Here is a 22,177-nt window from a genome sequence, read left to right as displayed (position 1 = left end):
GGCGAGCGCCGGCGCGATCAGGCGGCGTGAGGCATGCGCGCTGCTGTGGCGACGCGGGCACGCCGACGCGCCTGCACCGGCGCACGCCGCGGAGAGCGCGTCGCCGGCGCAGGCACAGCGCGACTCGCCTGCGGGCGTGGCAACCGGAAGCGGTGCAGCGCCCACCAGGCGCTCGCAGGCATCACCAGCAGCCACAGCGGCAACCAGCCGATCACGGCGTGCGTACCGCGTGCGGCCGGTAGCAGCAGCACCAGCGCGAGGCCGACCGCGACGGCGCCGCGCAGGAGTTCATCGAGCCGCGGATCGACCGCATCGGACGCAGCTTCGGCACGGGCGGTGGCAGGCGACGGGATCGGGTGCATGGCGGCTCCAGGTGAGGACGTGGAGCGACCTTCGCCCCTGTTCATCTCATCCGTTGCGACCGCTAAACAAGGCCCGCAGTGGCGGCGTTTCGCCATCGGGCGACCGCGGCGGGAGGTTCGTTGACGCGCGGATTTGGCCGGGCTCGGCCGCAGGAAGCGGCCCAAGCCAGCCAATCCCGCCGCAGTTCAGTAGCCGGCCGCGTCCAGCGCCCGGTCGGCTTGGGCGCGGCCGATGTCGATCAGCTCACGCGCGCGCCAGAACTCGTAGAACTGGCAGACGTCGCGCGGAATGCGGATCACGAGTTCGGGCGGATCCAGTGCAAGCTGCACGCGCGCGATCTGCGCCTGCATCGTGTCCAGCGAGCGCGCCATCAGTTCGGAGAACCCGAACGGCGAGGCCTTCGACGCCGGGCCCGACAACTGGCGCGCGAACCATCGCGACAGGCGCGACCGCGGTGGCGCCACCTCGGCGTCCTCGCGCTGCGGATCGGCCGGCGCACCGGACGGTCGCTGCGGCCAGCCGTGCATGTCGACCGCGATGAGCCGGTGCGCGTCCGACAGCCGCGTCGCCGTGATCGGCAGCGGCGCAAGCAGGCCGCCATCGACGAGTTCACGCCCATGGATGCGGTAAGGCGCGAACACGCCCGGAATGGCGATCGACGCGCGCACCGCGTCCCAGAGGTTGCCCTCGCGCAGCCAGACCTCGCGCTGGCGCATCAGGTCCACGGCGACTGCGGTGAAGTCCACCGGCAGGTCCTCGATGCGCGGGTCGCCCGCAATCTCGCGAAGCGCAGCCATGAGCCGGCGCCCGGCGAGCAGCGAGGGCGCACCGAACGTCGGGTCGAGCAGCAACAGCATTTCGCGACGGCTCATCCCAAGCAGCCAGTCGCGGAACGCATCGAGCCGATCGGCCGCATGCAGCGCACCCACAAGGGCGCCGCTCGACGAGCCCGCGATCGCAACGATGTTCAGTGAGCGCGCACGCAGCGCCTCGATCACGCCGATCTGCGCCAGCCCGCGGGCACCGCCGGTGCCAAGCACGAGCGCAACAGCTTCGCCGGGCTCGATCCGTGGCGCGTCGGCGCCGGCCATCAACGCTCGTAGTTGCTCAGCGCAAGCGCGAGCAATGCGCGGGCCTGCTCACGCAGCACCGGCGGGTCGATGATCTCGGCGTCGCTGCCGTAGTGCATGACGTCCATCAGCAACTCGCGGCCGGTGCTGTAGGGCACCTTGAGCTCGTAGCGGCCGTCGGGCAGGAAACGGCCCTGCTGCTGCGAATGCCAGTGCTCGTCGGCCACCCAGCGCGCGGCCTTCGGGCTGAACACGATCGTGGCCCAGCCTTTCGGCGTGCCCGAGAAAATGCCGTAGCTCGACGCGAGCTGACGGTCGAGTTCGTCATCGGGCACGTCGCGCGCCGGCTCGTCGAGCACGCGGCCGGTGGCGATGCGGTCCACCGCGAAGCTGCGCAGGCCTTCGCGTTCGTGGTCCCAAGCGTCGAGGTACCAGTTGTCGCGGTAATGGGTCAGCCGTTGCGGAGAGACATGCCGGCGCGTCTTTTCGTCGGTCGAGCGCGCGCGGTAATCGAACACCAGCTGCTTGCGGTCGAGCACGGCGGTCGCGACGTTGCGGAACGCCGCCTCGTCGAGCCGACGCAACCGGTGCGGCACCACGCGCACGCGCTCGACCGGCACGCGGCGGCCGCCGGCGTGTTCATCGAGCAGCTTCTCGATGCGCTGCTGCAGCGGCGCAAGCGCGTTCGACAGCACGCCACCACCGCTGCGCACGAGCAACTGCTGGGCAGCGAGCAGGGAATGCAGTTCTTCCGAACTCAACCATAGGCCCGGCAATTCGAACCGGTTGCCTTCGCTGGTGTCGTAGCGGAACCCGGCCTCGCCATTGCCGACCACCGGCGCCATCAGGTAATCGCGCAGGTAGGCAAGGTCGCGGTAGACAGTCGCGCGCGAGCATTCAAGCTCTTCCTGCAACCGCTGCACCGTGACCGGATAGCGGGCGGCGCTGAGGATGCGATGCAAGGCGTGAATGCGTTCGATGCGTTCCATGGCGTTCCCGATGGCTGGCTGGAGCAACGTCCTGCGTTAAGCATGGCATCGGCCTCATCCCGGCCGCTACTGCACGGACACCGCACCACAATGCTGGATTTGGCAAACAGTACGCGCCGGCCCGGTGTCCGACGCCCGCGGGCCCGTCGCCTTGCGGCGCTCGTGGGCATGCTGCTGTCGAGCCCAGTGTGGAGCGCTGGGCCGCGCGAAGAGGTGAATGCAGCGATCGATAAACTGCTCACCGCGCGCAGCTACCACGCCTCGCTGGTCAGCTCGGACGGCCGCGTGCAGCAGCAACTGGAGTTCGAGGCACCGGGGCGCTACCGCATCCGCACCGGTGGCGAGCAGCTCGTGGTTATCGGCGACCAGCTCTACCGCCAGCTCGACGGCAAGGCCGTGCAGGCGCCGCTGCCGCAGGACGTGCTGACGCGCTGGCGCGACCCGGCGCGGCTGGCCGAGCACGCCGACCGGATGGAAGTCGTGGTGCTGAGCGAGGAGACGGTCGCCGGCGTGCAGGCACGCAAGTTCCGCATCCAGCGCGACCCCGCCGGCGAGGCCAGCGTGCTGCTGTGGGTGGCGGGCACGGGCTACCCGGTGCAGATCCTCACGCAGGAGACGCCAGACGGGGCCGCCACCCTGGTTCGCTATTCGCGCTTCAACGACGCCGCGATCGACGTCGAACCTCCACCGTAAGCGCGGCCGGGTAACCCGCATTTAATCCAAGCTCATGCATGCTGCGCCTCCGACCAGGAGACATGGATGCTCGGCAGGACCGGAGAACGGCGCGACGCGGCAGTCGCGCTCGCGATAGCACTTGCGCTGCATACGCTGGGCGGCGTGTTGTTGCCTCGTTTGAGGCACGGGCCTCCAGCGCCGCCGGACACGGCAGTGGAGGTGGTCTGGATCGCGCCCGCGCCTCGCCCACCGCATCGCCCGGCCGTGCCGGTGCCTCGACAGTCGGCGCGTCGCACGTCTTCGGCGTTGCAGGCACAGGACGTCCTCGCCCCGCCGCGCGATGCCCGCCTACCCGAGCCTGAAGCGGACCCGACGGCGCCGGCCGACAGCACGGCAACGAGCGCGGCGATCCTTGCCTCGACCGATGCCTGGATTCACGCCAATGCACCGGTCGAGGTACCGGCCGCCGGTCCGCTTGCCGACCGCCCCGCCGTCGCCGGAGCGCTTCCGCATGCGCAAACCGGTCTCGGCGGCCGACGTGGTGGCCGCGGTCGGCCGGATGATCGGCGGCGACTACGGGGATGACTGCGAACGCTATCGCAGCGAGATCGTCGCTTACGTGACCGGCGGTGATGACCGCCGGCTCGATCAGGCGATCGACCACGAGCGGCGCCTTTGTCGCCCGTCACGGGGCGCCTGCACAGGCCGAGTTTGGCGAGCACGAAGGTCTTGCCGCGCTTGCGGCCGTCCGCGCCCGGGCTCGGGATACTGCGCAGCGTGATCCACGCATCCGATGTCGCATGCGGGCCCTGCTAAGACCTCCCGGTGCCACGGTCTGCAATTAAGCCCCGGCAGTACGCAGCACGCGTAATGACGCGGTATTCGCGGCGCTTCCTCATCGCACGCCGGCTTCATCAACCGGCTTGTCCGCTGACCGTGGCGGTGCAATGGCGTCGGGTATGGGCGCGAATCCGCTAAGCTGTCGGCCTCTTTCGCCGTTCCCGCCGACGCGGCTTCCATGCGCGAGCCCGAGCTCGACCTCTCGCCGACTCCAGGCGACGAGGTCCGCACCACGACCTGCTACATGTGCGCCTGCCGCTGCGGCATCAAGGTGTGGCTGCAGGACGGGCAGATCCGTTACATCCAGGGCAACCCAGCGCACCCGGTCAACCGCGGCGTGCTGTGCGCGAAAGGCTCGGCCGGGATCATGCAGCACTACTCGCCGGCCCGGCTCGAAAAACCGATGCTACGGGTCGGCCCGCGCGGTTCGGGCGAGTTCCGCGAAATCGAATGGGACGAGGCACTGGACATCGCGGCCGGCTGGCTCGGCGACATCCGCACGCGCAATCCCGACGAGCTGGCGTTCTTCACCGGCCGCGACCAGAGCCAGGCGCTGACCGGCTGGTGGGCGCAGCAGTTCGGCACGGTCAACTACGCGGCCCACGGCGGGTTCTGCTCGGTCAACATGGCCGCAGGCGGGCTGTACACGCTCGGCGGCAGCTTCTGGGAATTCGGTGAACCCGACTGGGACCACACCAAGCTGCTGATGCTCTGGGGCGTGGCCGAAGACCACGACTCCAACCCGATCAAGCTCGGCCTTGGAAAGCTCAAGACGCGCGGCGCGAAGATCATCGCGGTCAATCCGGTGCGCACGGGCTACGGCGCGATCGCGGACGAATGGATCGGCATCCGGCCCGGTACCGACGGGCTGTTCGCGTTCGCACTGATCCATGAGCTGCTGCGCATGGACCGCATCGACCTCGACTACCTCGTGCGCTATGCAAATGCGCACTGGCTGGTCGTGCGCAACGAAGGCCAGGCCGATGACGGCCTGTTCGCACGCGATGAAAGCGGTGCCCCGCTTTGCTGGGATCGTGCACGCAACGCGCCGGCGCGTGCCGATTCGATCGACGTCAATCCGGCGGTGGTCGGCGAAGTCGCGCTGCCCGACGGCCGCCGCGCAGTACCGGTGTTCCACCTGATCGCCGAGCGCTACCTCGACCCGCAGTATTCGCCCGATGCGGTCAGCGAACGCTGCGGCATCCCAGCCGCGACGATCCGTCGCATTGCGCGCGAGCTAGCCGACACCGCGTTCGAGCAGACGATCGAGCTGCCGATCGCATGGACCGATGCGCACGGCCGCGAACACGCGAGCATGCCGGGCCGACCGGTGTCGATGCATGCGATGCGCGGCATCAGCGCGCACAGCAACGGTTTCCACACCTGCCGCGCGTTGCACCTGCTGCAGATGCTGCTCGGCGCCGTCGATACGCCGGGCTCGTTCCGCTACCAGCCGCCGTTCCCGAAGCCGATCCCGCCGCCGAACCGGCCCGGCAAGGCGCGTCAGGCCAACGGCGCGCTCGATGCCGCGCCGCTGGGCTTCGTGCACGGCCCCGAGGATCTGCTCGTCGACGAACACGGCCGGCCGCGCCGCATCGACCATGCGTTCTCGTGGGCGTACCCGCTCAGTGCGCACGGGATGATGCACACGGTGATCCGCAACGCCTGGGCTGGCGATCCGTACCGCATCGACACGCTGATGATGTTCATGGCCAACATGGGCTGGAACTCGTCGATGAACACCGCCGAGACGATCGGCTGGCTGACCGACAAAGGCGACGACGGCGAGTACCGCATCCCGCACATCATCTACGCCGATGCGTACGCATCCGAAACCGTCGCGTACGCGGACCTCGTGCTGCCCGACACGACGTATCTCGAACGCTTCGATGCGATCAGCCTGCTCGACCGGCCGATCTCCGATGCCGACGGCGCGGCCGACGCGATCCGCCATCCGGTGTTCGATCCGGCCACGCAGCCCGGGCCCACGCCCGGCACGACGCGCGACGTGCGCGGCTTCCAGTCGGTGCTGATCGAGCTCGGTGCACGGCTCGGCCTGCCGGGTCTGGTCGAAGCCGACGGCTCGCCGAAATACCGCGATTACGCCGACTATCTCGTGCGCCATGAGCGCGCACCGGGCGTCGGCCTGCTCGCGGGCTGGCGTGGCGAGGACGGTTCGCTTGAAGCGAAGGGCGCGCCGAACCCTCAGCAGCTTAATCGCTACATCGAGAACGGCAGCTTCTGGCGCAGCGAAATCCCCGAATCGGCGCGCTATTACAAGATGGCCAACCGCGGCTACCTCGACTGGGCGCAGCGCATGGGCTTTCTGGGCCATGGCGATCCGATCGTGCTGCAGCTGTATTCGGAGACGCTGCAGAAATTCCGCCTCGCGGCGCAGGGCTTCGGCGCGCAGCAACCGCCGGCCGAACACCGCGATCGCGTGGCGACGTATTTCGATCCGTTGCCGATCTGGTACGAGCCGTTCGAAGGCGCGCAGATCGAGGACCTACCGACGCGCTTCCCGCTGTCGGCGATCACCCAGCGGCCGATGTTCATGTACCACGCCTGGCATGCGCAGAATGCCTGGCTGCGGCAGATCGCCGCACGCAACTGGATGTACCTGCATCCGGATACCGGCGCGCGCTTCGGCATTGCCGACGAGGACTGGATCACCGTGCGCTCGCATATCGGCGCGATCACCGTGCAGGCGAAGTTCGCGTCCAATGTGCAGCCGGACACGATCTGGACCTGGAACGCGATCGGCAAGCGGCGCGGTGCATGGCGGCTGGAAAAAAATGCGCCGGAAGGCCGCGAGGGCTTCCTGCTCAACCATCTAATTTCCGACATCACCCCCCGCGGCGATTACGCGAATGCCGACCCAGTCACCGGCCAGGCCGCGTGGTTCGATCTGCGCGTGCACATTGAACGGGCCGAGGCGCCCGCAGCCGCTGCAAGCCAGCCGCAGTTCGCGCCGCTCGAACTTGGCACCGCCGGTGAGCGGCCGCTGCGCTACGGCGCCGACCTGCGCCGCGCCCGCGCGCTTGGAGACAAACCGTGAACCCCAATCGCATCCTGCTGGGCTGGGCCTGTATCGCGCTCGCGTTCGTCGTAGTCGTTTTGCTCGCTACCGGCCTCGTCGATCCCCCGGGGCTCGGTAATGTGCGCAGCTCGTCGGACCTGCTGATGCTGTTCGTCTCCGCATTGCTGGTGCCGCTGCTGCTGTTCGCGTTCGGGCTGTGGCTGATCAAGGGTCCTCGCCGGCGATGACTGCGCTGCCGCCGCCGTCGAAGAAAAAGCTCGGCCTGGTGATTGATCTCGACACCTGCGTCGGCTGCCATGCGTGCGCGGTCGCATGCAAAGAATGGAATGCCGCCGGTTTCGCTGCGCCGCTGACCGACGAGAAACCCTACGGCCGCGACGCAACCGGCGTGTGGTTCAACCGCGTGCACAGCTACGAGTTGGCCGCGACCGATTTCGCAACGCCCGCGCATGACCCCGGCGCACACGATGCGCTCGGCATGTCGACCTCGAACACGCATGCCTGCAGCTCGCCTGCCCCGCTCGCGCAACTCGGCGCACAACCGGCGATGACGCTGCACTTCCCACGCAGCTGCCTGCATTGCGAGACGCCGGCCTGCGTGACCGTGTGCCCGACCGGCGCGAGCTACAAGCGCGCCGAGGACGGCATCGTGCTGGTCGATGAGAGCAAGTGCATCGGCTGCAAGCTGTGCTCGTGGGCCTGCCCGTACGGCGCACGCGAGTACAGCGAAGTCGAAGGCGTGATGAAAAAATGCACGCTGTGCGTGGACCGCATCTACAACGAGCACCTCGATGAAGCCGAGCGTCAGCCCGCGTGCGTGCAGGCCTGCCCGACGCGCGCACGCCATTTTGGCGACCTCGGCGATCCCGACTCGAACGTGTCCAGGCTCGTGGCCGAGCGCGGCGGCGTCGACCTGATGCCACAGCTCGGCTATCAGCCGGTCAACAAGTACCTGCCACCGCGCCCACGTCGTACGGGGCCGGCGGACGAGGCCGAAGTGCCGACCGAAGCGCTGGATGCGAACGCATTGCCGCCGGTGCTGCGCTGGCTGGACCGGGTGCTGTCGCGATGAGCTCGGCGCGCGTTTGGGAGCGGCTGCCGATCGCAACGTCGCATCGGCTTGCATCGTCCGATGCAGGCGCTGCCATGCAACAGGCGGGCGGCTGATGCATCCGGCGTTCTCGGTCATTCTGTTCAGCACGCTTTCGGGGGCCGGCTACGGCCTGCTCGCGCTGATTGCGCTGGCCGTGCTCGGCGAAGCCGCGCCGGCGCGCGTGCTGCTCGCACTGCTGCCGCTCGCGCTCGTTCTGATTACCGTCGGCCTGCTGAGCTCGCTCTGGCATCTCGGCAAGCCGCAGCGCGCATGGCGCGCGTTTTCGCAGTGGCGCACCTCGTGGCTGTCGCGCGAAGGCGTATGCGCGGTGGCGACGTACGTGCCCGCGTTCGCGCTCGCGGCGGCGCTGCTGCCGCAGGCGATCGCGGGCGATGCGTCGACAACCGTAGCGCGCGGCAGTGCGCTCGGCATCGCTTCGGCGGTGCTGGCGCTGCTGGGCGCGATCGCGACTGTCGTCTGCACGGCCATGATCTACGCCTCGCTCAAACCGGTGCCGGCATGGCGCCACCGCGCGGTGCTGCCGGTGTATCTGCTGCTCGCGCTGCTGTGTGGCGCGGCGTTGATCGCGTCGGGCGTTGCGATCGGCGGAGGCGATGCGCGCGGATGGGCGGCGTTGCTCGTGATTGCCGCGCCGGTGGCGCTCGCGCTCAAGCACGGCTACTGGCGCGCGATCGATGCGGCGCCGCTGCCGCTCACGCGCGGCGATGCGATCGGCCTGCCCGGCCGCGACCCGAGCGTGTTCGAACGCCCGCACACGCAAGACAACTACCTCACGCGCGAGATGGGCTTCGTGCTTGCGCGCAAACATGCGCAGCGGCTGCGCGCGATCGCGCGGGTGCTGTTCGGCGCGGTGCCGCTGATCGCTGCGATCATCGCGCTGCTGCTGCCGGCCGCTGCCGTGATCGCGCTGCCGCTTGCAGCGGTGTCGGCGCTGCTGGGCACGTTCGTCGAGCGCTGGCTGTTTTTTGCCCAGGCACGCCATCTGGTGACGCTGTACTACTGAGCGCGGTCGAGCATTGCGAGGCGGCGGCACGAGCGTGCTCGTGCGCGACAGCGGCGTCCCGGTGTGCAGCTTTCAGGCACTACAGTTCCGCGGCTTTCCGGCGTTGATGCCGGTTCGCTTGCCGCGGTTCTTGCGCTTGGCGCGGCTCTGCTTATGCAGTCCGCGGGGTGAAAGTGCAGCTGCGTCAGCGGTTATGCAGCCCGCCAGTCCCGTCGGCATGCACGGCGCCTGACCCGCGCTCGCCACGCCTGCCAGGCACCGCCGATCAGGAGCGGAACGGCCCGGTATCGGGTTCGGCTTCGGCTGCGATCAGCGCGCCCGCGCCCTGGTCGAGCAACGCCTGCGCAACCGCAATACCGAGGCGCTCAGCGTGTTGCGCGGAGGCTTCATCCTGCGCCCGGACGCTGTGGCCGTCGTGCGCGGAGCCGACCAGCCCCTGCAGGTGCAAGCGCTCACCTCGCAGCTCGGCGAACGCCGCCACCGGCACGTGGCAGCTGCCGTGCAGCGCACGATTCATCGCGCGCTCGGCTTCGACGCAGGTGCGCGTCGGCGCATGGTCGAGCACGCTGCACAGCGCCGCCGTGGCGGGATCGTCGTCGCGGCACTCGATTGCGATCGCGCCCTGCGCAGGTGCGGGCAGCCACTGCGGTGAATCGAGCCGCGCCCGGATGCGTGCGTCGAAGCCAAGCCGCTGCAGGCCGGCGCAGGCCAGCACGATCGCGTCGTATTCGCCCGCGTCGAGCTTGCCGAGCCGTGTGTTGACGTTGCCACGCAGGTCACGCAGCACGAGGTCCGGTCGGCGGGCGCACAGCTGGGCCTGGCGGCGCAGCGAGGCAGTGCCAACGATGGCACCCTGCGGCAGCTCATCGATGCCGTTATAGCGGTTGCTCACGAACGCATCGGCGTAATCGGCCCGCTCGAGGATGGCCGGCAGCACGAAGCCCGGCTCGAGCTCCATCGGCACGTCCTTCAGCGAATGCACCGCGCAGTCCGCTTCGCCGCGCTGCATCGCAAGCTCGAGCTCCTTGAGGAACAGCCCCTTGCCGCCGATCGCGGCGAGCGATCGATCGAGCACCTCGTCGCCGCGCGTGCTCATCGGCACCAGCGTGACCTCGAGACCCGGGTGGGCCGCGCGCAGGGCGGCGGCAACGTGTTCGCTCTGCCAGAGGGCGAGCGGGCTCTTGCGGGTGGCGATGCGCAGGATCTGCATGCGCGCATTATCGGCCATTGGGGGGCAAGGACCGGCACGCCGTGCAATCGCATGATTGCGACGGGGGCCGGGTGCAGACCCGCGGCACGGCCGCACGGGCAGCGGCCGAACGCAGGGGCCGGATCAGATCTGCTGCAGTTGCTCGCGCAGCGCGGTCAGGCAGCGGCGGCTGACTTCGAGCGGCTGCTTCGCGTGGCGCAGTACCGCCTGCACGTGGCCGTCGTTGCTGCGGCGCAGCTCGACCAGCTCATGGCGCGCCACGAGGCAGTTGCGGTGGATGCGCACGAAGCGGTCGCCAAACTCCTCCTCGAGCGACTTGAGCGACTCCTCGATCAGGTCCTCGCCGCGCGCGTGATGCACGACGACGTATTTCTCCTCAGCCTGCAGGTAGTGCACGTCCTCGATCGGAATCAGCCGCAGGCTGCCGCGCAGACGGGCGCACAGGTGCTTGCGCCGCCCGCCGACGTTGTCACCGGCGCGCACGCGCCCGGCTGCGAAGCGGCGCACGCGGTCGAGCGCGGCCGCCAGGCGCTCGGCGCGCACCGGCTTGACGAGGTAATCGATCGCCTCGGCCTCGAACGCCGACAGTGCGTGCTTGTCGAACGCGGTGCAGAACACCACCGCCGGGCGTGGCTCGAACGCAGCGAGGTGGCGTGCGGTCTCGAGCCCGTCCATACCGGGCATCGAGATGTCGAGCAGCACCAGGTCGGGCCGGTGCTCGGCACAGGCCTGCAATGCCGCCGGCCCGTCGGCGACCGCCGCGACCACGTGCACGCCAGGCTGTTCACCGAGCAGAGTCCGCAGCCGTTCGCGCGCGAGCGGCTCGTCGTCCGCAATCACCACGTTCATGCCGTGCCCCATGCGATGGAACCGGCTCGATGGTAGCGCTGAACGCGGCCGCGGACACCCGGCCGCGTTCGGCGTGGGACTTCAGCCTGCGAAGCGCTTCACAAACCAGGCGCGCAGGTCCGCGATCTGCTCGGCCGAGACCTGGTGCGCCATCGGGTACGCATGCCATTCGACATCGAAGCCCAGCTCGCGCAGCACGCCCGTGCTCTGCTGCCCGGCAATGAACGGCACCACCGGATCGTGGCTGCCGTGCGCGATGAACGCCGGCTGCCGGCGCGCCGCTTCGGGCACGTCGTCGGCGTTCGGCACCGCGGTCAGGTACGCCGACAGCACGACCAGCCCCGCCAGCGGCTGCGTGCGCTGCAGCCCGACCGCCAGCGTGACCGCCCCGCCCTGCGAGAAGCCGGCCAGCACGATGCGCGACGGGTCGATGCCACGCTCGACCTCGCGCGCGATCAGCGCCTCGACCTGCGCGATCGACTGCTCCACGCCTTCGCGATCGGCACGGTTGGCGAGGTTGAAGTCGCGGATGTCGTACCACGCGCGCATGCGCACGCCGTTGTTGATCGTGACCGGCCGCACCGGCGCGTGCGGAAACACGAACCGCACCGCCGGCCAGTCCCGGCCGACGAGTTCGGGCACGATCGGCGCAAAGTTATGGCCGTCCGCACCAAGGCCATGCAGCCACAGCACGGTCCATTGCGGCTGCGGGCCGGTTTCGTGCTCGAGCGTTTCGAGCAATGCGTTCTGCGAAGTATTCATTCGGTCATTGTCGGGGCAAGGGGCGGTCGTGGCCAGCCGGGCGGGCAGTGCCGGGCGAGATCGCAGCGTGCGATCCCTGCGCTTACTCAGCTGAAAAAGCTGCGTTTTTGGGCTGCGGCGCAGTGCAGCGACGCCTGCGACCGCGAGTCGCGAGTGCCGTGTCAGGGCGCGTCGGCGGCTCGACGGAAGCGGCCGTACGCGGGAAATACGCGCGCCCGTGCACGGATGGAAGCTAGACTCGACCGTTTCGACACCGGGGAATGCAATGTCCAGCCTGGGTTCCGCACTCAAGAACGAAATCACCCGCCTGGCCCGCAAGGAGATCAAGGCGCAGGTCGAACCGCTGAAAAAGGCCAACAGCAGCTACCGGCGCGAGATCGCCGAGCTCAAGCGTCAGGTCGCGCAACTGTCGCGGCAGACGAAGGCCGCGAGCCGGCCGGCACCGGCGGTCAAGGACGACGACGCCGAACCGGCCGCTACGCGCTTCGTCGCCAAGGGGCTGCGCTCGCTGCGCGCACGACTGGGCCTGTCGGCTGCGGACTTCGGCCGCTTGGCCGGTGCCAGCGGCCAGTCGGTCTACAACTGGGAGAGCGGCAAGGCCGTACCCCGCAAGTCGCAGCTCGCCGTGCTGGCCGGGCTGCGCTCGATCGGCAAGCGCGAAGCGCAGGCCCGGCTTGCCGAACTCGACGGCGGCGCGCCGAAGCGGGCCGCCAAGGGCGAGTAAGCCCACCAGGCCGCAAACGCCGGGCCTTCGGCCCGGTGCCGCAAGGCATGGGCGCCGCCACACAAACTTAGAAGCGGTACTCCAGCGTCAACCGCAGGTTGCGCGGTGGGAACACGTGGAAATGGATGTCCTCGATGCCGTCGGCCGGCTCGCCGGGCAGTCGCGACGCGTAGAAGTAATCGACGTCGTGATCGCCGCTGTCGAGCAGGTTCAGCACGTCGACGAACGCGCCGAAGCGCTTCCATTCGCGGCCGACCCGCAGGTTGACGATGGTCGAGCCATCGGACTTGACGCTTGCATCCTCGATCAGCGGATAGGCGCCGAAGTGCTTGAGCTGCGCGCTTGCGGTCCAGCCGCGTGCGTAGCGCCCGGTGACGCCGGCACTGACGACAAGCGGGATCGAGCCGGGAATCGCATCGCCAGCCGGGTCGTCGTCGCGGAACGACGCGCGCGAATACGACGCTTCGATATTCGCGGTGTGATACCGGCTGCCGAACCAGTACATGCCCAGCTCGATGCCTTCGCGCCGGCTCGGGCGGCTGGCTTCGGTCGTGCCGGCATCGCCGACGAACAGCAGCTCCGAATCCAGCCGCAGCGCCCACAACGCGACCGTGGCGTGAAACCGCTCGCTGAAAAACAGCCGCGCACCAAGCTCGGCGCCCACCGACTCGACCAGCGGATCGACCGGCTCCACCGCTTCGAGCGTGACCGGGTCGATGCGGATCGTCGTGCCGCGCGCGTCGTTGGAATGGAAGCCGGTGCCCGCGCTGGCGTACAGCTCCATGCCGTCGCGCGGCTCGTAGGCAACGCTCGCCTTGTACGACGTCTGGCCGGCGCGAGCGCGCCCGGAGTTGACCGGCAGCGAGCTGTCGACGTCGAAGTCGTACTCGTCATGGCGCACGCCGACATAGCTGCGCCAGCGGTCGTTGATGCGCCATTCGTTCGCGACGAACACGCCAAGGCTGGCTTCCTCGACGCGGTCGTCCCGCACGGTGGCGAACGGCTGCCGCGCGACGCTGCGCAGCAGCGCGACGCGATCGATGTCGTCGAAGCGACCGCGTGCGCCGATGCGCCAGCGGCTGCGTCCGCGCTCCCACTGCTGCGACAACGCAAAGCCGTAGACCCGGCGCTCGTCGATCTGCTGGAACTGGTCGCCGTTGTCGGGATCGTCGAGCAGGTAGGTGAAGTTCGACCACAGGTCCAGCGCGCTGTCAATTGCATACACGCTGCCGCGCAACTGCCCGCCGAACGCAGCGCCGCTCCAGCCGCCGGACAGGCTGTAACGCGATGCCTCGCCGCCGACCGTGGTGTCCAGCGAACCAAGCGTGGAGATCAACCCCTGGTCCACTGCGCGCTGCGGGATCTGATCGGGTGAATTCCACTCGTTGCGGTAGCCCATCAGCATCACGTGCCCGCGCCCGCCACCGATCGGCGCGCTGTAGCGCAGCAGCGCGCTGCCCTTGCGCACGTCCTCGTCGATGTCCTGCCATGGGCCGTCGTAGACCTGGAGTTCCGCGGCGTGCAGGAGCTGGCCGCCTGCAAGCGGGTTGGAATCTGCCGTGACCACGCGCCCGTACCCGTGCTCGCCGACGGTCAGGGCGACGTGCCCGTCGGCAAGTTCGTCGGCAATGCGGAAGCGCGCAGTGCCTGCCGATGAGAAATCGCCGACATCGGCGTAATACGTGCCCTTGCGGTAGGTCAGTTCCTCGACCGCTTCGGGAATCAGGAAGTTGAGGTCGGTCCAGCCGTGGCCGTGGCCGTGCGTGCGCATGTTGACCGGCATGTCGTCGACGAACGTCGCGAAGTCCGTGCCGTGGTCGAGGTTGAATCCGCGCAGGAAGTACTGGTTTGCCTTGCCGCTTCCCGAGTGCTGGGTTGCGACGAGGCCGGGCACGAATTCGAGCAGGTCACCGGTGCGCAGCATCGGGCGGTCGGCGATGTCGCTCTGGCTGACCGAGCCTTCCGACGCGCTGACCGCCTCGCCGACGAGGTTCAGGCGGCGGCCGACCACGGTCACGCGGTCGAGGTCGGTCGCGGCGAGTGAAGCCGCGCCGGAGGATTGCGCGGCCACGGGGCCAGCAGACAACGCGAACGGCAGCACGGCGGACAGGGCCTGCCATGCGGGGGTACTGCATCGCCGCGCAGGGGCGCCGGCCATGCGGGGTTGGGTGGATTTCATTGGGTTCTCCCGGCGCGGCGCATGCGCGTCGCGCCACGGGTGGCGTCGGCCGGCGCAGGTCACCGGCGGCATAGGGGCGGATGCGGGCGACCCGTTTCGCGCGGGATATCACTCGACTACCGACTCGGTCGGCATCGAAGCGCGCGCTGCCCGGTGGGCAGCCGGGATCGCCGAATGTCGCTGGCCTAGACGCGAGGAGGGCGGTCGAGCCGGTCAAGCCGGTGCGCGACGTACGCGACCGGGCGCGCCGCGACGCGCAGTAGGCCCTGCGCGGGCGCTGGGAGCTCGACGCCGGTTGGAAGCAGCGACCACACGTTCTCGAGGCCGGACACGGTATTCGCGGCGCTGCTGTGCGTGGCCCCCTCGTCGACGATCACGACGTCGGCGCGACCGGCTGCGTGGCGGTGTCCGTTGCTGGCGGCGTGACGGTGCGCGCTGGCCGTTGCATCTGCTGCGGCAGCGTGGGCTGGATCCACCGACAGGCTGGCGTGAGTAGGGACGTGATCGGCGGTTTCGCGATCCGGCTGGGAATCGGTGTGCGGATGCGGATGGCGGTGCGACGCCCGGTGCCGATGCGCAGCAGCGTGCACGCGGCCCGCGTCGACGGCTTGTGCGGATGTCACGGCGGCGCTTGGCGCGGCTGCAGAAACCGCATGACCTGCTGGCGCATCGACATCGACATCGACATGCTCGCTTGCAGACTCGGCCACTCCGTACGCGGGCGACGCGGGCGACGCGATCACGACGTCGACGTGGTAGTGGGTCGGCGCCCACATCCGCTTGGCCGCGGTAGCCAGGCCCTGCAGGGCAAACACCAACGCGACGAGCACCGTAACGACCTGCAGCAGCGACCACTCGGGCGCCGGGCGGCGGCATGGTCTGGCGGTAGCGGGGCGGAACACGTCCATCCGGATCGACTGGCGCCTCGACAAAGGGGCTGTTCGACGCGCCGGCTGCAAGCAGAGCCGAAGCGCGCCACGCGGGCACAGTCGAAGTTACGCAGTGCGATGTGACGTGGATGCAGGCTGCCGGTCAGCAGCAATCGGGCCGCGGGCGCGACGCGTGCGTTGCCTACGGACATGCGGCGGCCTGCGGCGTAGCGCGCGATGCGGCGAGCGCAGGCCCTTCCCGATCGCCACCGCTCACGCAGCGACGATGGCCGGGCCCATCAATCCGGAGTGGAGCCCACCGGCCGGCGCGCCGACAGGATCGTCTCGAGCGACTGCGGCCGCGCGAAGAAATACCCCTGCCCGAGTTCGCAGCCCAACGCCAGCAGCTCGCGACGCTGCGCATCGGTCTCGATGCCCTCGGCCACCACGTCCATGCGCTGCGAATGCGACAGCGCGAGGATCGCGCGCACGACCGCGCAGCTGCCGCCTTCCTCCTCGGGCCGCAGGTCGCTGACGAACGAGCGGTCGATCTTCAGCGTGTGCATCCGGAAACGGTGCAGGTAGCTCAGCGACGAATAGCCGGTGCCGAAGTCGTCGAGCGCAACGTGGACACCGCGGTCGCGCAGCCGGCTGAACACCGCGCCGATCTGCTCGGGATTTTCGAGCAGTGCGCCTTCGGTCACCTCGATGCGCACCTGCGAGGGCGCCACGCCGGTCGCCTCGACCAGGCGCAGGAAGCGCTCGTCGAGATCCGGCGAGCGGAAATGCCGCGGCGAGAAGTTCAGGTTGACGTACTGACCGGGCATGAGCAGCCGCGGGATCATCCGCATCGCGTGCTCGAAAATCTGCCAGTCGAGCGATTCGGTGATGCCGCTCGCCTCGGCGACCTGCAGGAACGCGCCCGGCGCCAGCACGCCACGCTCGGGGTGGTTCCAGCGCATCAGCGCCTCGTAGCCCACCACACCGCCGTCGGTCAGGCGCACGATCGGCTGGAAGTACGGCACGAACTCGTTGCGCGTCATTCCGCGCCGCAGGTCGCTCTCGGTTTCGAGCAGTTGCAGGGCCTGGTCATGGAGTTCTTCGTCGAAGACCTCAAACCGGTGCCGGCCGCCGGACTTCGCGCGGTACATCGCGATATCCGCGTCGCGCAGCAGCTCTTCCGGCGACGTGTAATGCGCGGCGCTGAGTGCGATGCCCACGCTGACACCGGTGAACAGCTCCTTGCCCTGGACGCGGATCGGCTCGCGCAGCGCGGCAATCGCGCGCTGCGCCATGCGCATCGCGCCTTCGTTGTTGTCGAGCTCCATCAGGATCGCGAACTCGTCGCCGCCCAGGCGCGCCACCATGTCGCGGCCGCCACGCACGCAGCCCGAGAACCGGCGTGCGACTTCCTTGAGCAGGCCATCGCCGACCAGGTGGCCAACGCTGTCGTTGATCACCTTGAAGCGGTCCAGATCCATGAACAGCACTGCGAACTGGTACTCAGGATCGCGTTCGCGATGGGCCAGCGCGCGCACCAGCTGGTCGCGCAGGTAAGCGCGGTTCGGCAGCCCGGTCAGTGAATCGTGCAGCACTTCGTGCTTGAGGCGTTGCTCGATCTGCTCGCGCACCTCGATCTGCTCGGACAGCTCGACCGTACGCTCGGCAACGCGCCGTTCGAGGTCCGCATATGCGTCGCGCAGCGCAGCGGCGGTGCGCTCGCGCTCGGCCGCGGCGCGCTGGCGCTCGAGCCCGTTCGCGATCTGGTAGGAAATGAACGTCAGCAGCTCCTGGTCACGCTCGCTGAAGCGCACACCGGCGGTGTAACTCTGCACTGCCAGCAGCCCCATCGCGCGGTCGCCGACCATCAGCGGCACGCCAAGCCACGCAACGAACTCCGGGCCGAACCACTTGATGCGTCCGGCGTCGACGAGCGCATCGAGTTCGCCACGGGCCACGGCATCGTCCGAATCGATCAGCCACGGCTTGGCGCGTTCCATCACGTAGTCGGTGATGCCCTGCCCGAGCCGGCGACTCTGCGCCCAGGTGCCGAACTGGTCGACGAAATACGGGAAATCCAGGTGTTCGCCGTCGTCGGAGAGCGTAGCGATGTAGAAGTTCCGCGCGTCGAGCAACTCGCCGACGATGCCGTGCACCGCGGCATAGAACTCGTCGAGGTTCGTCGCCGTGTGCGACAGCTCGGCGATGCGGAACAGGATTTCCTGTACGCGCACGCTGCGCTGGCGCTCGATCACTTCCAGCTGCAATGCCTGGGTGCGCTCCTCGACGCGACGTTCGAGCTCCTCCTGCGCGAGCTTGCGGTCCACCGCGGTCAGGATGTGGCTGCCCACATAGCCCAGCAGCGCCTGGTCGGCCTGCGTATAGCGCGGCCGGTCGATGTAGCTCTGCACGACCAGCACGCCGCGCACGCGGTCGCCGAAGATCACCGGCACGCCGAGCCAGTCGAAGCAGCCGACACCGATCTCGCGCATCGCGCCCGAGACCTGGCCCCGGATCGACTCGATCGACCCCATCAACGGTTTCTTGTCGCGCACCAGGTACCAGGTCAGCCCCTTTTCCATTTCGGACATGGGGGTGAACTGGTTCGCATCGCGGATGATCGGATCGGTGGTGTCGAGCAGGTAGATGAAGCGCAGCGCGTCGACGCCTTCGTCGTAGAGCGCGATGTAGAAATTCTCGGCGTACATGAAGCGGCCGACGATCTTGTGCAGCTCGCGCAGCATGTCGCCCAGGTCCATGTCGGAACTGGCCATGTCGGCGATCGTGAACAGCGCCGACTGCAGTTGCTCGGAGTGGGCAAGCTGATGAAGCGAACCGCGTAGCAGGGTTTTTTCGAAGATCGCCGCGGCGAGCGGTGCGAGCAGGTCGGCGTGGGCTTCGATCTCATCGCGCGACGCCGACGTACCGTCAGCGAGCAGGCCCAGCGCGTAGCGGCCTTCATCGGCCTGGATGCGACACGCGACCCGGCGAGCCGCATCGTCGCAGGCCCAGCCCCCGTTGCGGCGCGCGGCGATGGCGAGGCCCCGGTCCTCGGGCCGGAGTGCGGCCTGATCGAGGAAGTCCAGCTCGCCGGCGCCCAGGCGCCAGCCGAGCATGACCCCGGTCAGACCCTGGTCGTTCAGGTATTCGCCCGCACGAGCGGCGAACGCAGGAATGTCCTGCGCATCGAGCAGGTAGCGCAGGAAGCTGCCGAAGCCGCGCCGGGTAGGCGCCGGGCTCTGGCCGGGCATGATCTTCAACAGGGTCCCCACAGCGTCTCCCCTTATCGCTGTCTGCCCGGGCCGCATGCGCCAAGGTTCGATATCAAGCGTTATCGGGCCTATGTGCAATTTCCTTGAGACCGCGGCCGCAAACCGTGTCCTGCGTCGTGGAAGCGATGCAAGGCACGACGCGGCGGCCCATGCCGCGGCTGCAAGGCCGCGTGGCCGTTTCGGGAAGACGGGAATGGGCCCACCAGGACTCGAACCTGGAACCAAGGGATTCGCGTGGTCCATCGGTTTCCCGACGGCGCGGACTATCTCTTCACCCGCAGCGCGAGGCTGGGAGGGTGCGGGACGCTCGAGCCTGTGATCAAGGGCGCTGAAGCCCCCAGGTAGTCTCTGCACCTTCCGGCGGTGTACCGCCGGCTTGGCTCAGGGTTGCCACCGTCCGCGCAATGCGCGCCGCTGAGGGTTCCCTGAATTCATCCCGTTCCCGTCCACGCGTTTCCGCGTGGCGGCACCTTTCGATGAGTCCCCTGCTCTAACCATTGAGCTATAGGCCCGTGCGGGCATGGTAGCGCAGGGGCGGGCCTTCGCGGCGGCGACTGGGGCGGCAAGCGCCAGCAGGCGATCGGCGTCTCGGTGCGTTCTCGAGTGGACCTGCCTGCTCGCGCCCGGCTCCCGCCGCGGTAGCAGGTGCTCGAGTCCGGGCCGATGCAGGCCGCGCAAGGCATCGCGACGCCGGCACCGCGTAAAAAAAAAGGCCCCGCAGACGCGGGGCCTTTGAACCATCAGCTAGCGCTTCGAATCACTCGATATCGAGGAACGAACGCAGCTGCTCGCTGCGCGAGGGATGACGCAGCTTGCGCAGCGCCTTCGCCTCTATCTGGCGGATGCGCTCACGCGTGACATCGAACTGCTTGCCGACTTCCTCGAGGGTGTGGTCGGTGTTCATGTCGATACCGAAGCGCATGCGCAGCACCTTCGCTTCGCGCGGCGTCAGACCGGCGAGCACGTCGCGCACGGTTTCCGTCAGGTTGATGTTGGTCGTCGCATCGATTGGGGACTCCACATTGGTGTCCTCGATGAAATCGCCCAGATGCGAGTCTTCGTCGTCGCCGATCGGCGTCTCCATCGAGATCGGCTCTTTCGCGATCTTCATGACCTTGCGGATCTTGTCCTCGGGCATGTCCATCTCTTTCGCCAGCTCCTCCGGCGTGGCCTCGCGGCCGTACTGCTGGAGCATCTGACGCGAAATGCGGTTGAGCTTGTTGATCGTCTCGATCATGTGCACGGGGATACGGATCGTGCGCGCCTGGTCAGCGATCGAGCGCGTGATCGCCTGGCGGATCCACCACGTGGCGTAGGTCGAGAACTTGTAGCCGCGACGGTATTCGAACTTGTCGACCGCCTTCATCAGGCCGATGTTGCCTTCCTGGATCAGGTCCAGGAACTGCAGGCCGCGGTTCGTGTACTTCTTCGCGATCGAGATCACCAGGCGCAGGTTCGCCTCGACCATTTCCTTCTTGGCCTTGCGCGCCTTCGCTTCGCCGTACGCCATCGCGCGGCTGATGTCCTTGATCTCGGCAAGCGTGAGCTGGGCCTTCTGCTCGACTTCGATCGTGGCCTGCTGCTCGGCGATGATCTGGTCCTTGACGTCGCGCAGCGCCGACGACCACTTCTGCTTGCGCTTGAGCAGCTCGTCGACCCACTCGAGGTTGGTCTGGTTGCCTTCCCATGCGCGGATGAAATCCTTGCGCGGCATCTTCGCCTGGCGCGTGGCCAGGTCGAGGATGCGACGCTCGTGCTCCTTCACCTGCGCCACGGTCTCGCGCAGGCTGCGCACCAGCACGTCGGTCAGCGGCAGCGGCAGCTTCAGGGTGACGAACACCGCCGCCATGTCCTCGCGCAGCTTCGATACGGCCTTGTGGCCCGCACCGTGCTTCGCGTAGGCCTTGACGAACTTCGCGTAGTCGGCGGCCATCGCCTCCATGCGCGTCGCGACTTCGACGGGATCCGGACCCGTCGGCGCCTCGTCCGCCGTATCGGCGGTGTCGTCTTCCTCCTCGTCGTCATCGGTCGCTTCGACATCGACGTCGGCCTCGGGAACCGGCGGCGCCTCGGCCTCTTCGATCAGATCGTTGAAGCCGACCACGATCTCGGCCAGGCGCTTCTTGCCGGCCTTGTGCTGTTCGTAGTCTTCGAGGATCGACGCGATCGTGGCCGGGAACGAAGCCAGCGCGGCCTGGACCTGGGTCAGACCTTCCTCGATGCGCTTGGCGATCGCGATTTCGCCTTCGCGGGTCAGAAGCTCGACCGTACCCATCTCGCGCATGTACATGCGCACCGGGTCGGTCGTGCGGCCGCCCTCGGTGTCGAGCGCGGTCAGCGCCGCGGCGGCTTCCTCGGCCGCGGTATCGTCGACCTCGCGGCCGCTGCCGCTTTCGCCGGCGAGCAACAGGGTCTCGGCATCGGGCGCCACTTCGTGGACCTCGATGCCCATCCCGTTGATCATGCCGATGATGTCTTCGATCTGCTCGGGATCGACGAGGTCGTCGGGCAGGTGGTCATTGACCTCGGCATAGGTCAGGTAACCCTGCTCCAGGCCCTTGCTGATCAGTTGCTTGATGTCGGACTGGGGGGCCTGACGTTCGTTGGCCATGGGCTGTGCTACCGCTCGGAAGTGGGATACTGAACGTTCCAGTATAGCAGGCGGCACTGCGGACCGACCCCACGGGGCTGGCGCGCGGTCAGGCCCGCAGCAGGAACGTCACCGGGCCGTCGTTGACCAGGCTTACGACCATATGGGCACCGAAGCGGCCGGTTTCCACCGCTCCGGCATGCCGCAGACGGCAGGCCTCGACCAACCGGTTGAAGACCGGTTCAGCGTCAGTAGGAGCCGCAGCAGTGCTGAATCCTGGGCGCATGCCGCTGCGCGTATCGGCCGCAAGTGTGAACTGGCTGACCAGCAGCAGCGCGCCACCGGCATCGCCAAGGCCGAGGTTCATGCGACCCGCAGCGTCGGCGAACACGCGGTAACCGAGCAGTCGATCGGCCATGCGCGCCACCTCGGCGTCGCCATCCCCGGGCTCGATGCCGACCAGTGCCAGCAGGCCGGGACCGATCGCACCCACGATCGCGTCATCGACGCGCACGGCGGCTTCGGTGACGCGCTGGATCAGGACGAGCATCGCTGACTTCCGCCGAAAGGGCCGCGATCGTGTCGTGCACCCCGGCCCCGGTCAACCCGCATGGCGGCCGGGCCGCGC

The 22,177-nt window shown here is 68.5% G+C and carries 17 protein-coding genes; 6 read left to right on the top strand and 11 right to left on the bottom strand.

From position 1 onward, the window contains the following. Positions 1-17 precede the first annotated feature (17 nt). The 3 genes from ACFFGH_RS02025 to ACFFGH_RS02015 all read right to left on the bottom strand — a co-directional run bounded on the left by ACFFGH_RS02025 (position 18) and on the right by ACFFGH_RS02015 (position 2,422). The gene (locus ACFFGH_RS02025; protein WP_386664366.1) at positions 18-362 is read right to left on the bottom strand and encodes a hypothetical protein; all 345 of its coding nucleotides are present in this window, start codon (positions 360-362) and stop codon (positions 18-20) included. A gap of 186 nt (positions 363-548) precedes the next feature. Continuing rightward, positions 549-1,454 (bottom strand): patatin-like phospholipase family protein, encoded by a 906-nt coding sequence (locus ACFFGH_RS02020; RefSeq protein ID WP_386664365.1) that lies wholly within the window; start codon positions 1,452-1,454, stop codon positions 549-551. Beyond that, positions 1,454-2,422 carry a helix-turn-helix transcriptional regulator gene (locus ACFFGH_RS02015; RefSeq protein WP_386664364.1) on the bottom strand — a complete coding sequence of 323 codons (969 nt, stop codon included), beginning with the start codon at positions 2,420-2,422 and terminating at the stop codon, positions 1,454-1,456. The genes ACFFGH_RS02020 and ACFFGH_RS02015 overlap by 1 nt, the downstream gene beginning before the upstream one ends. Here ACFFGH_RS02015 and ACFFGH_RS02010 point away from each other — a divergent pair. The 5 genes from ACFFGH_RS02010 (at position 2,399) to ACFFGH_RS01990 (ending at position 9,094) form a co-directional block, all read left to right on the top strand. Beyond that, positions 2,399-3,115, top strand: a complete 717-nt coding sequence (locus tag ACFFGH_RS02010) for a hypothetical protein (RefSeq protein ID WP_386664362.1) — start codon at positions 2,399-2,401, stop codon at positions 3,113-3,115. The two genes, ACFFGH_RS02015 and ACFFGH_RS02010, sit on opposite strands and share 24 nt — an antisense overlap. 1,000 nt (positions 3,116-4,115) lie before the next feature. Further along, positions 4,116-6,995, top strand: a complete 2,880-nt coding sequence (locus tag ACFFGH_RS02005; RefSeq protein WP_386664361.1) for a molybdopterin oxidoreductase family protein — start codon at positions 4,116-4,118, stop codon at positions 6,993-6,995. Continuing rightward, entirely contained in the window at positions 6,992-7,204 is a 213-nt protein-coding gene (locus ACFFGH_RS02000) for a hypothetical protein (protein ID WP_386664360.1), read from the top strand. Before ACFFGH_RS02005 ends, ACFFGH_RS02000 begins: the two co-directional genes overlap by 4 nt. Beyond that, positions 7,201-8,049 (top strand): 4Fe-4S dicluster domain-containing protein, encoded by an 849-nt coding sequence (locus tag ACFFGH_RS01995; protein WP_386664359.1) that lies wholly within the window; start codon positions 7,201-7,203, stop codon positions 8,047-8,049. The genes ACFFGH_RS02000 and ACFFGH_RS01995 overlap by 4 nt, the downstream gene beginning before the upstream one ends. Positions 8,050-8,143: 94 nt before the next feature. Beyond that, positions 8,144-9,094 (top strand): dimethyl sulfoxide reductase anchor subunit family protein, encoded by a 951-nt coding sequence (locus ACFFGH_RS01990; protein ID WP_386664357.1) that lies wholly within the window; start codon positions 8,144-8,146, stop codon positions 9,092-9,094. Between the two features lie 265 nt (positions 9,095-9,359). On the opposite strand, the gene hemC is transcribed toward ACFFGH_RS01990, so the two are convergent. The 3 genes from hemC to ACFFGH_RS01975 all read right to left on the bottom strand — a co-directional run bounded on the left by hemC (position 9,360) and on the right by ACFFGH_RS01975 (position 11,915). After that, positions 9,360-10,304 carry a hydroxymethylbilane synthase gene (gene hemC / locus ACFFGH_RS01985; protein WP_386664355.1) on the bottom strand — a complete coding sequence of 315 codons (945 nt, stop codon included), beginning with the start codon at positions 10,302-10,304 and terminating at the stop codon, positions 9,360-9,362. 123 nt (positions 10,305-10,427) lie between these two features. Beyond that, positions 10,428-11,153, bottom strand: a complete 726-nt coding sequence (locus ACFFGH_RS01980) for a LytR/AlgR family response regulator transcription factor (protein WP_386664353.1) — start codon at positions 11,151-11,153, stop codon at positions 10,428-10,430. 81 nt (positions 11,154-11,234) lie between these two features. Further along, positions 11,235-11,915 (bottom strand): alpha/beta hydrolase, encoded by a 681-nt coding sequence (locus ACFFGH_RS01975; protein ID WP_386664351.1) that lies wholly within the window; start codon positions 11,913-11,915, stop codon positions 11,235-11,237. A 265-nt stretch (positions 11,916-12,180) separates the two neighbouring features. Between ACFFGH_RS01975 and ACFFGH_RS01970 the strand changes: the two genes are divergently transcribed. Further along, positions 12,181-12,639, top strand: coding sequence for a helix-turn-helix domain-containing protein (locus tag ACFFGH_RS01970; protein WP_386664350.1), 459 nt, complete (start codon positions 12,181-12,183; stop codon positions 12,637-12,639). Positions 12,640-12,706: 67 nt separating this feature from the next. On the opposite strand, the gene ACFFGH_RS01965 is transcribed toward ACFFGH_RS01970, so the two are convergent. The 5 genes from ACFFGH_RS01965 to dtd all read right to left on the bottom strand — a co-directional run bounded on the left by ACFFGH_RS01965 (position 12,707) and on the right by dtd (position 22,099). Then, on the bottom strand, positions 12,707-14,710 hold the full coding sequence (locus ACFFGH_RS01965) for a TonB-dependent receptor (RefSeq protein ID WP_386664349.1): 2,004 nt from the start codon (positions 14,708-14,710) through the stop codon (positions 12,707-12,709). 293 nt (positions 14,711-15,003) lie between these two features. Next, positions 15,004-15,720 (bottom strand): hypothetical protein, encoded by a 717-nt coding sequence (locus ACFFGH_RS01960; protein WP_386664347.1) that lies wholly within the window; start codon positions 15,718-15,720, stop codon positions 15,004-15,006. A 266-nt stretch (positions 15,721-15,986) separates the two neighbouring features. Further along, complete coding sequence (locus ACFFGH_RS01955; protein ID WP_386664346.1) at positions 15,987-18,959, bottom strand: EAL domain-containing protein; 2,973 nt, start codon at positions 18,957-18,959, stop codon at positions 15,987-15,989. 757 nt (positions 18,960-19,716) lie between these two features. Further along, positions 19,717-21,570 carry an RNA polymerase sigma factor RpoD gene (gene rpoD / locus ACFFGH_RS01950; RefSeq protein WP_386664344.1) on the bottom strand — a complete coding sequence of 618 codons (1,854 nt, stop codon included), beginning with the start codon at positions 21,568-21,570 and terminating at the stop codon, positions 19,717-19,719. A gap of 88 nt (positions 21,571-21,658) precedes the next feature. Next, positions 21,659-22,099 (bottom strand): D-aminoacyl-tRNA deacylase, encoded by a 441-nt coding sequence (gene dtd, locus ACFFGH_RS01945; RefSeq protein WP_386664342.1) that lies wholly within the window; start codon positions 22,097-22,099, stop codon positions 21,659-21,661. Positions 22,100-22,177: the final 78 nt, after the last annotated feature.

This window comes from Lysobacter korlensis (assembly GCF_042434515.1).
This window is presented reverse-complemented; position numbering and strand designations above follow the sequence as displayed.

Excerpts from the sequence above, each read along its gene's own strand:
- ACFFGH_RS02025 (WP_386664366.1), bottom strand. The coding sequence starts at position 362 with ATGCACCCGATCCCGTCGCCTGCCACCGCCCGTGCCGAAGCTGCGTCC.
- ACFFGH_RS02020 (WP_386664365.1), bottom strand. The coding sequence starts at position 1,454 with ATGGCCGGCGCCGACGCGCCACGGATCGAGCCCGGCGAAGCTGTTGCG.
- ACFFGH_RS02015 (WP_386664364.1), bottom strand. The coding sequence starts at position 2,422 with ATGGAACGCATCGAACGCATTCACGCCTTGCATCGCATCCTCAGCGCC.
- ACFFGH_RS02005 (WP_386664361.1), top strand. The coding sequence starts at position 4,116 with ATGCGCGAGCCCGAGCTCGACCTCTCGCCGACTCCAGGCGACGAGGTC.
- ACFFGH_RS01995 (WP_386664359.1), top strand. The coding sequence starts at position 7,201 with ATGACTGCGCTGCCGCCGCCGTCGAAGAAAAAGCTCGGCCTGGTGATT.
- ACFFGH_RS01990 (WP_386664357.1), top strand. The coding sequence starts at position 8,144 with ATGCATCCGGCGTTCTCGGTCATTCTGTTCAGCACGCTTTCGGGGGCC.
- hemC (WP_386664355.1), bottom strand. The coding sequence starts at position 10,304 with ATGCAGATCCTGCGCATCGCCACCCGCAAGAGCCCGCTCGCCCTCTGG.
- ACFFGH_RS01980 (WP_386664353.1), bottom strand. The coding sequence starts at position 11,153 with ATGAACGTGGTGATTGCGGACGACGAGCCGCTCGCGCGCGAACGGCTG.
- ACFFGH_RS01975 (WP_386664351.1), bottom strand. The coding sequence starts at position 11,915 with ATGAATACTTCGCAGAACGCATTGCTCGAAACGCTCGAGCACGAAACC.
- ACFFGH_RS01970 (WP_386664350.1), top strand. The coding sequence starts at position 12,181 with ATGTCCAGCCTGGGTTCCGCACTCAAGAACGAAATCACCCGCCTGGCC.
- rpoD (WP_386664344.1), bottom strand. The coding sequence starts at position 21,570 with ATGGCCAACGAACGTCAGGCCCCCCAGTCCGACATCAAGCAACTGATC.
- dtd (WP_386664342.1), bottom strand. The coding sequence starts at position 22,099 with ATGCTCGTCCTGATCCAGCGCGTCACCGAAGCCGCCGTGCGCGTCGAT.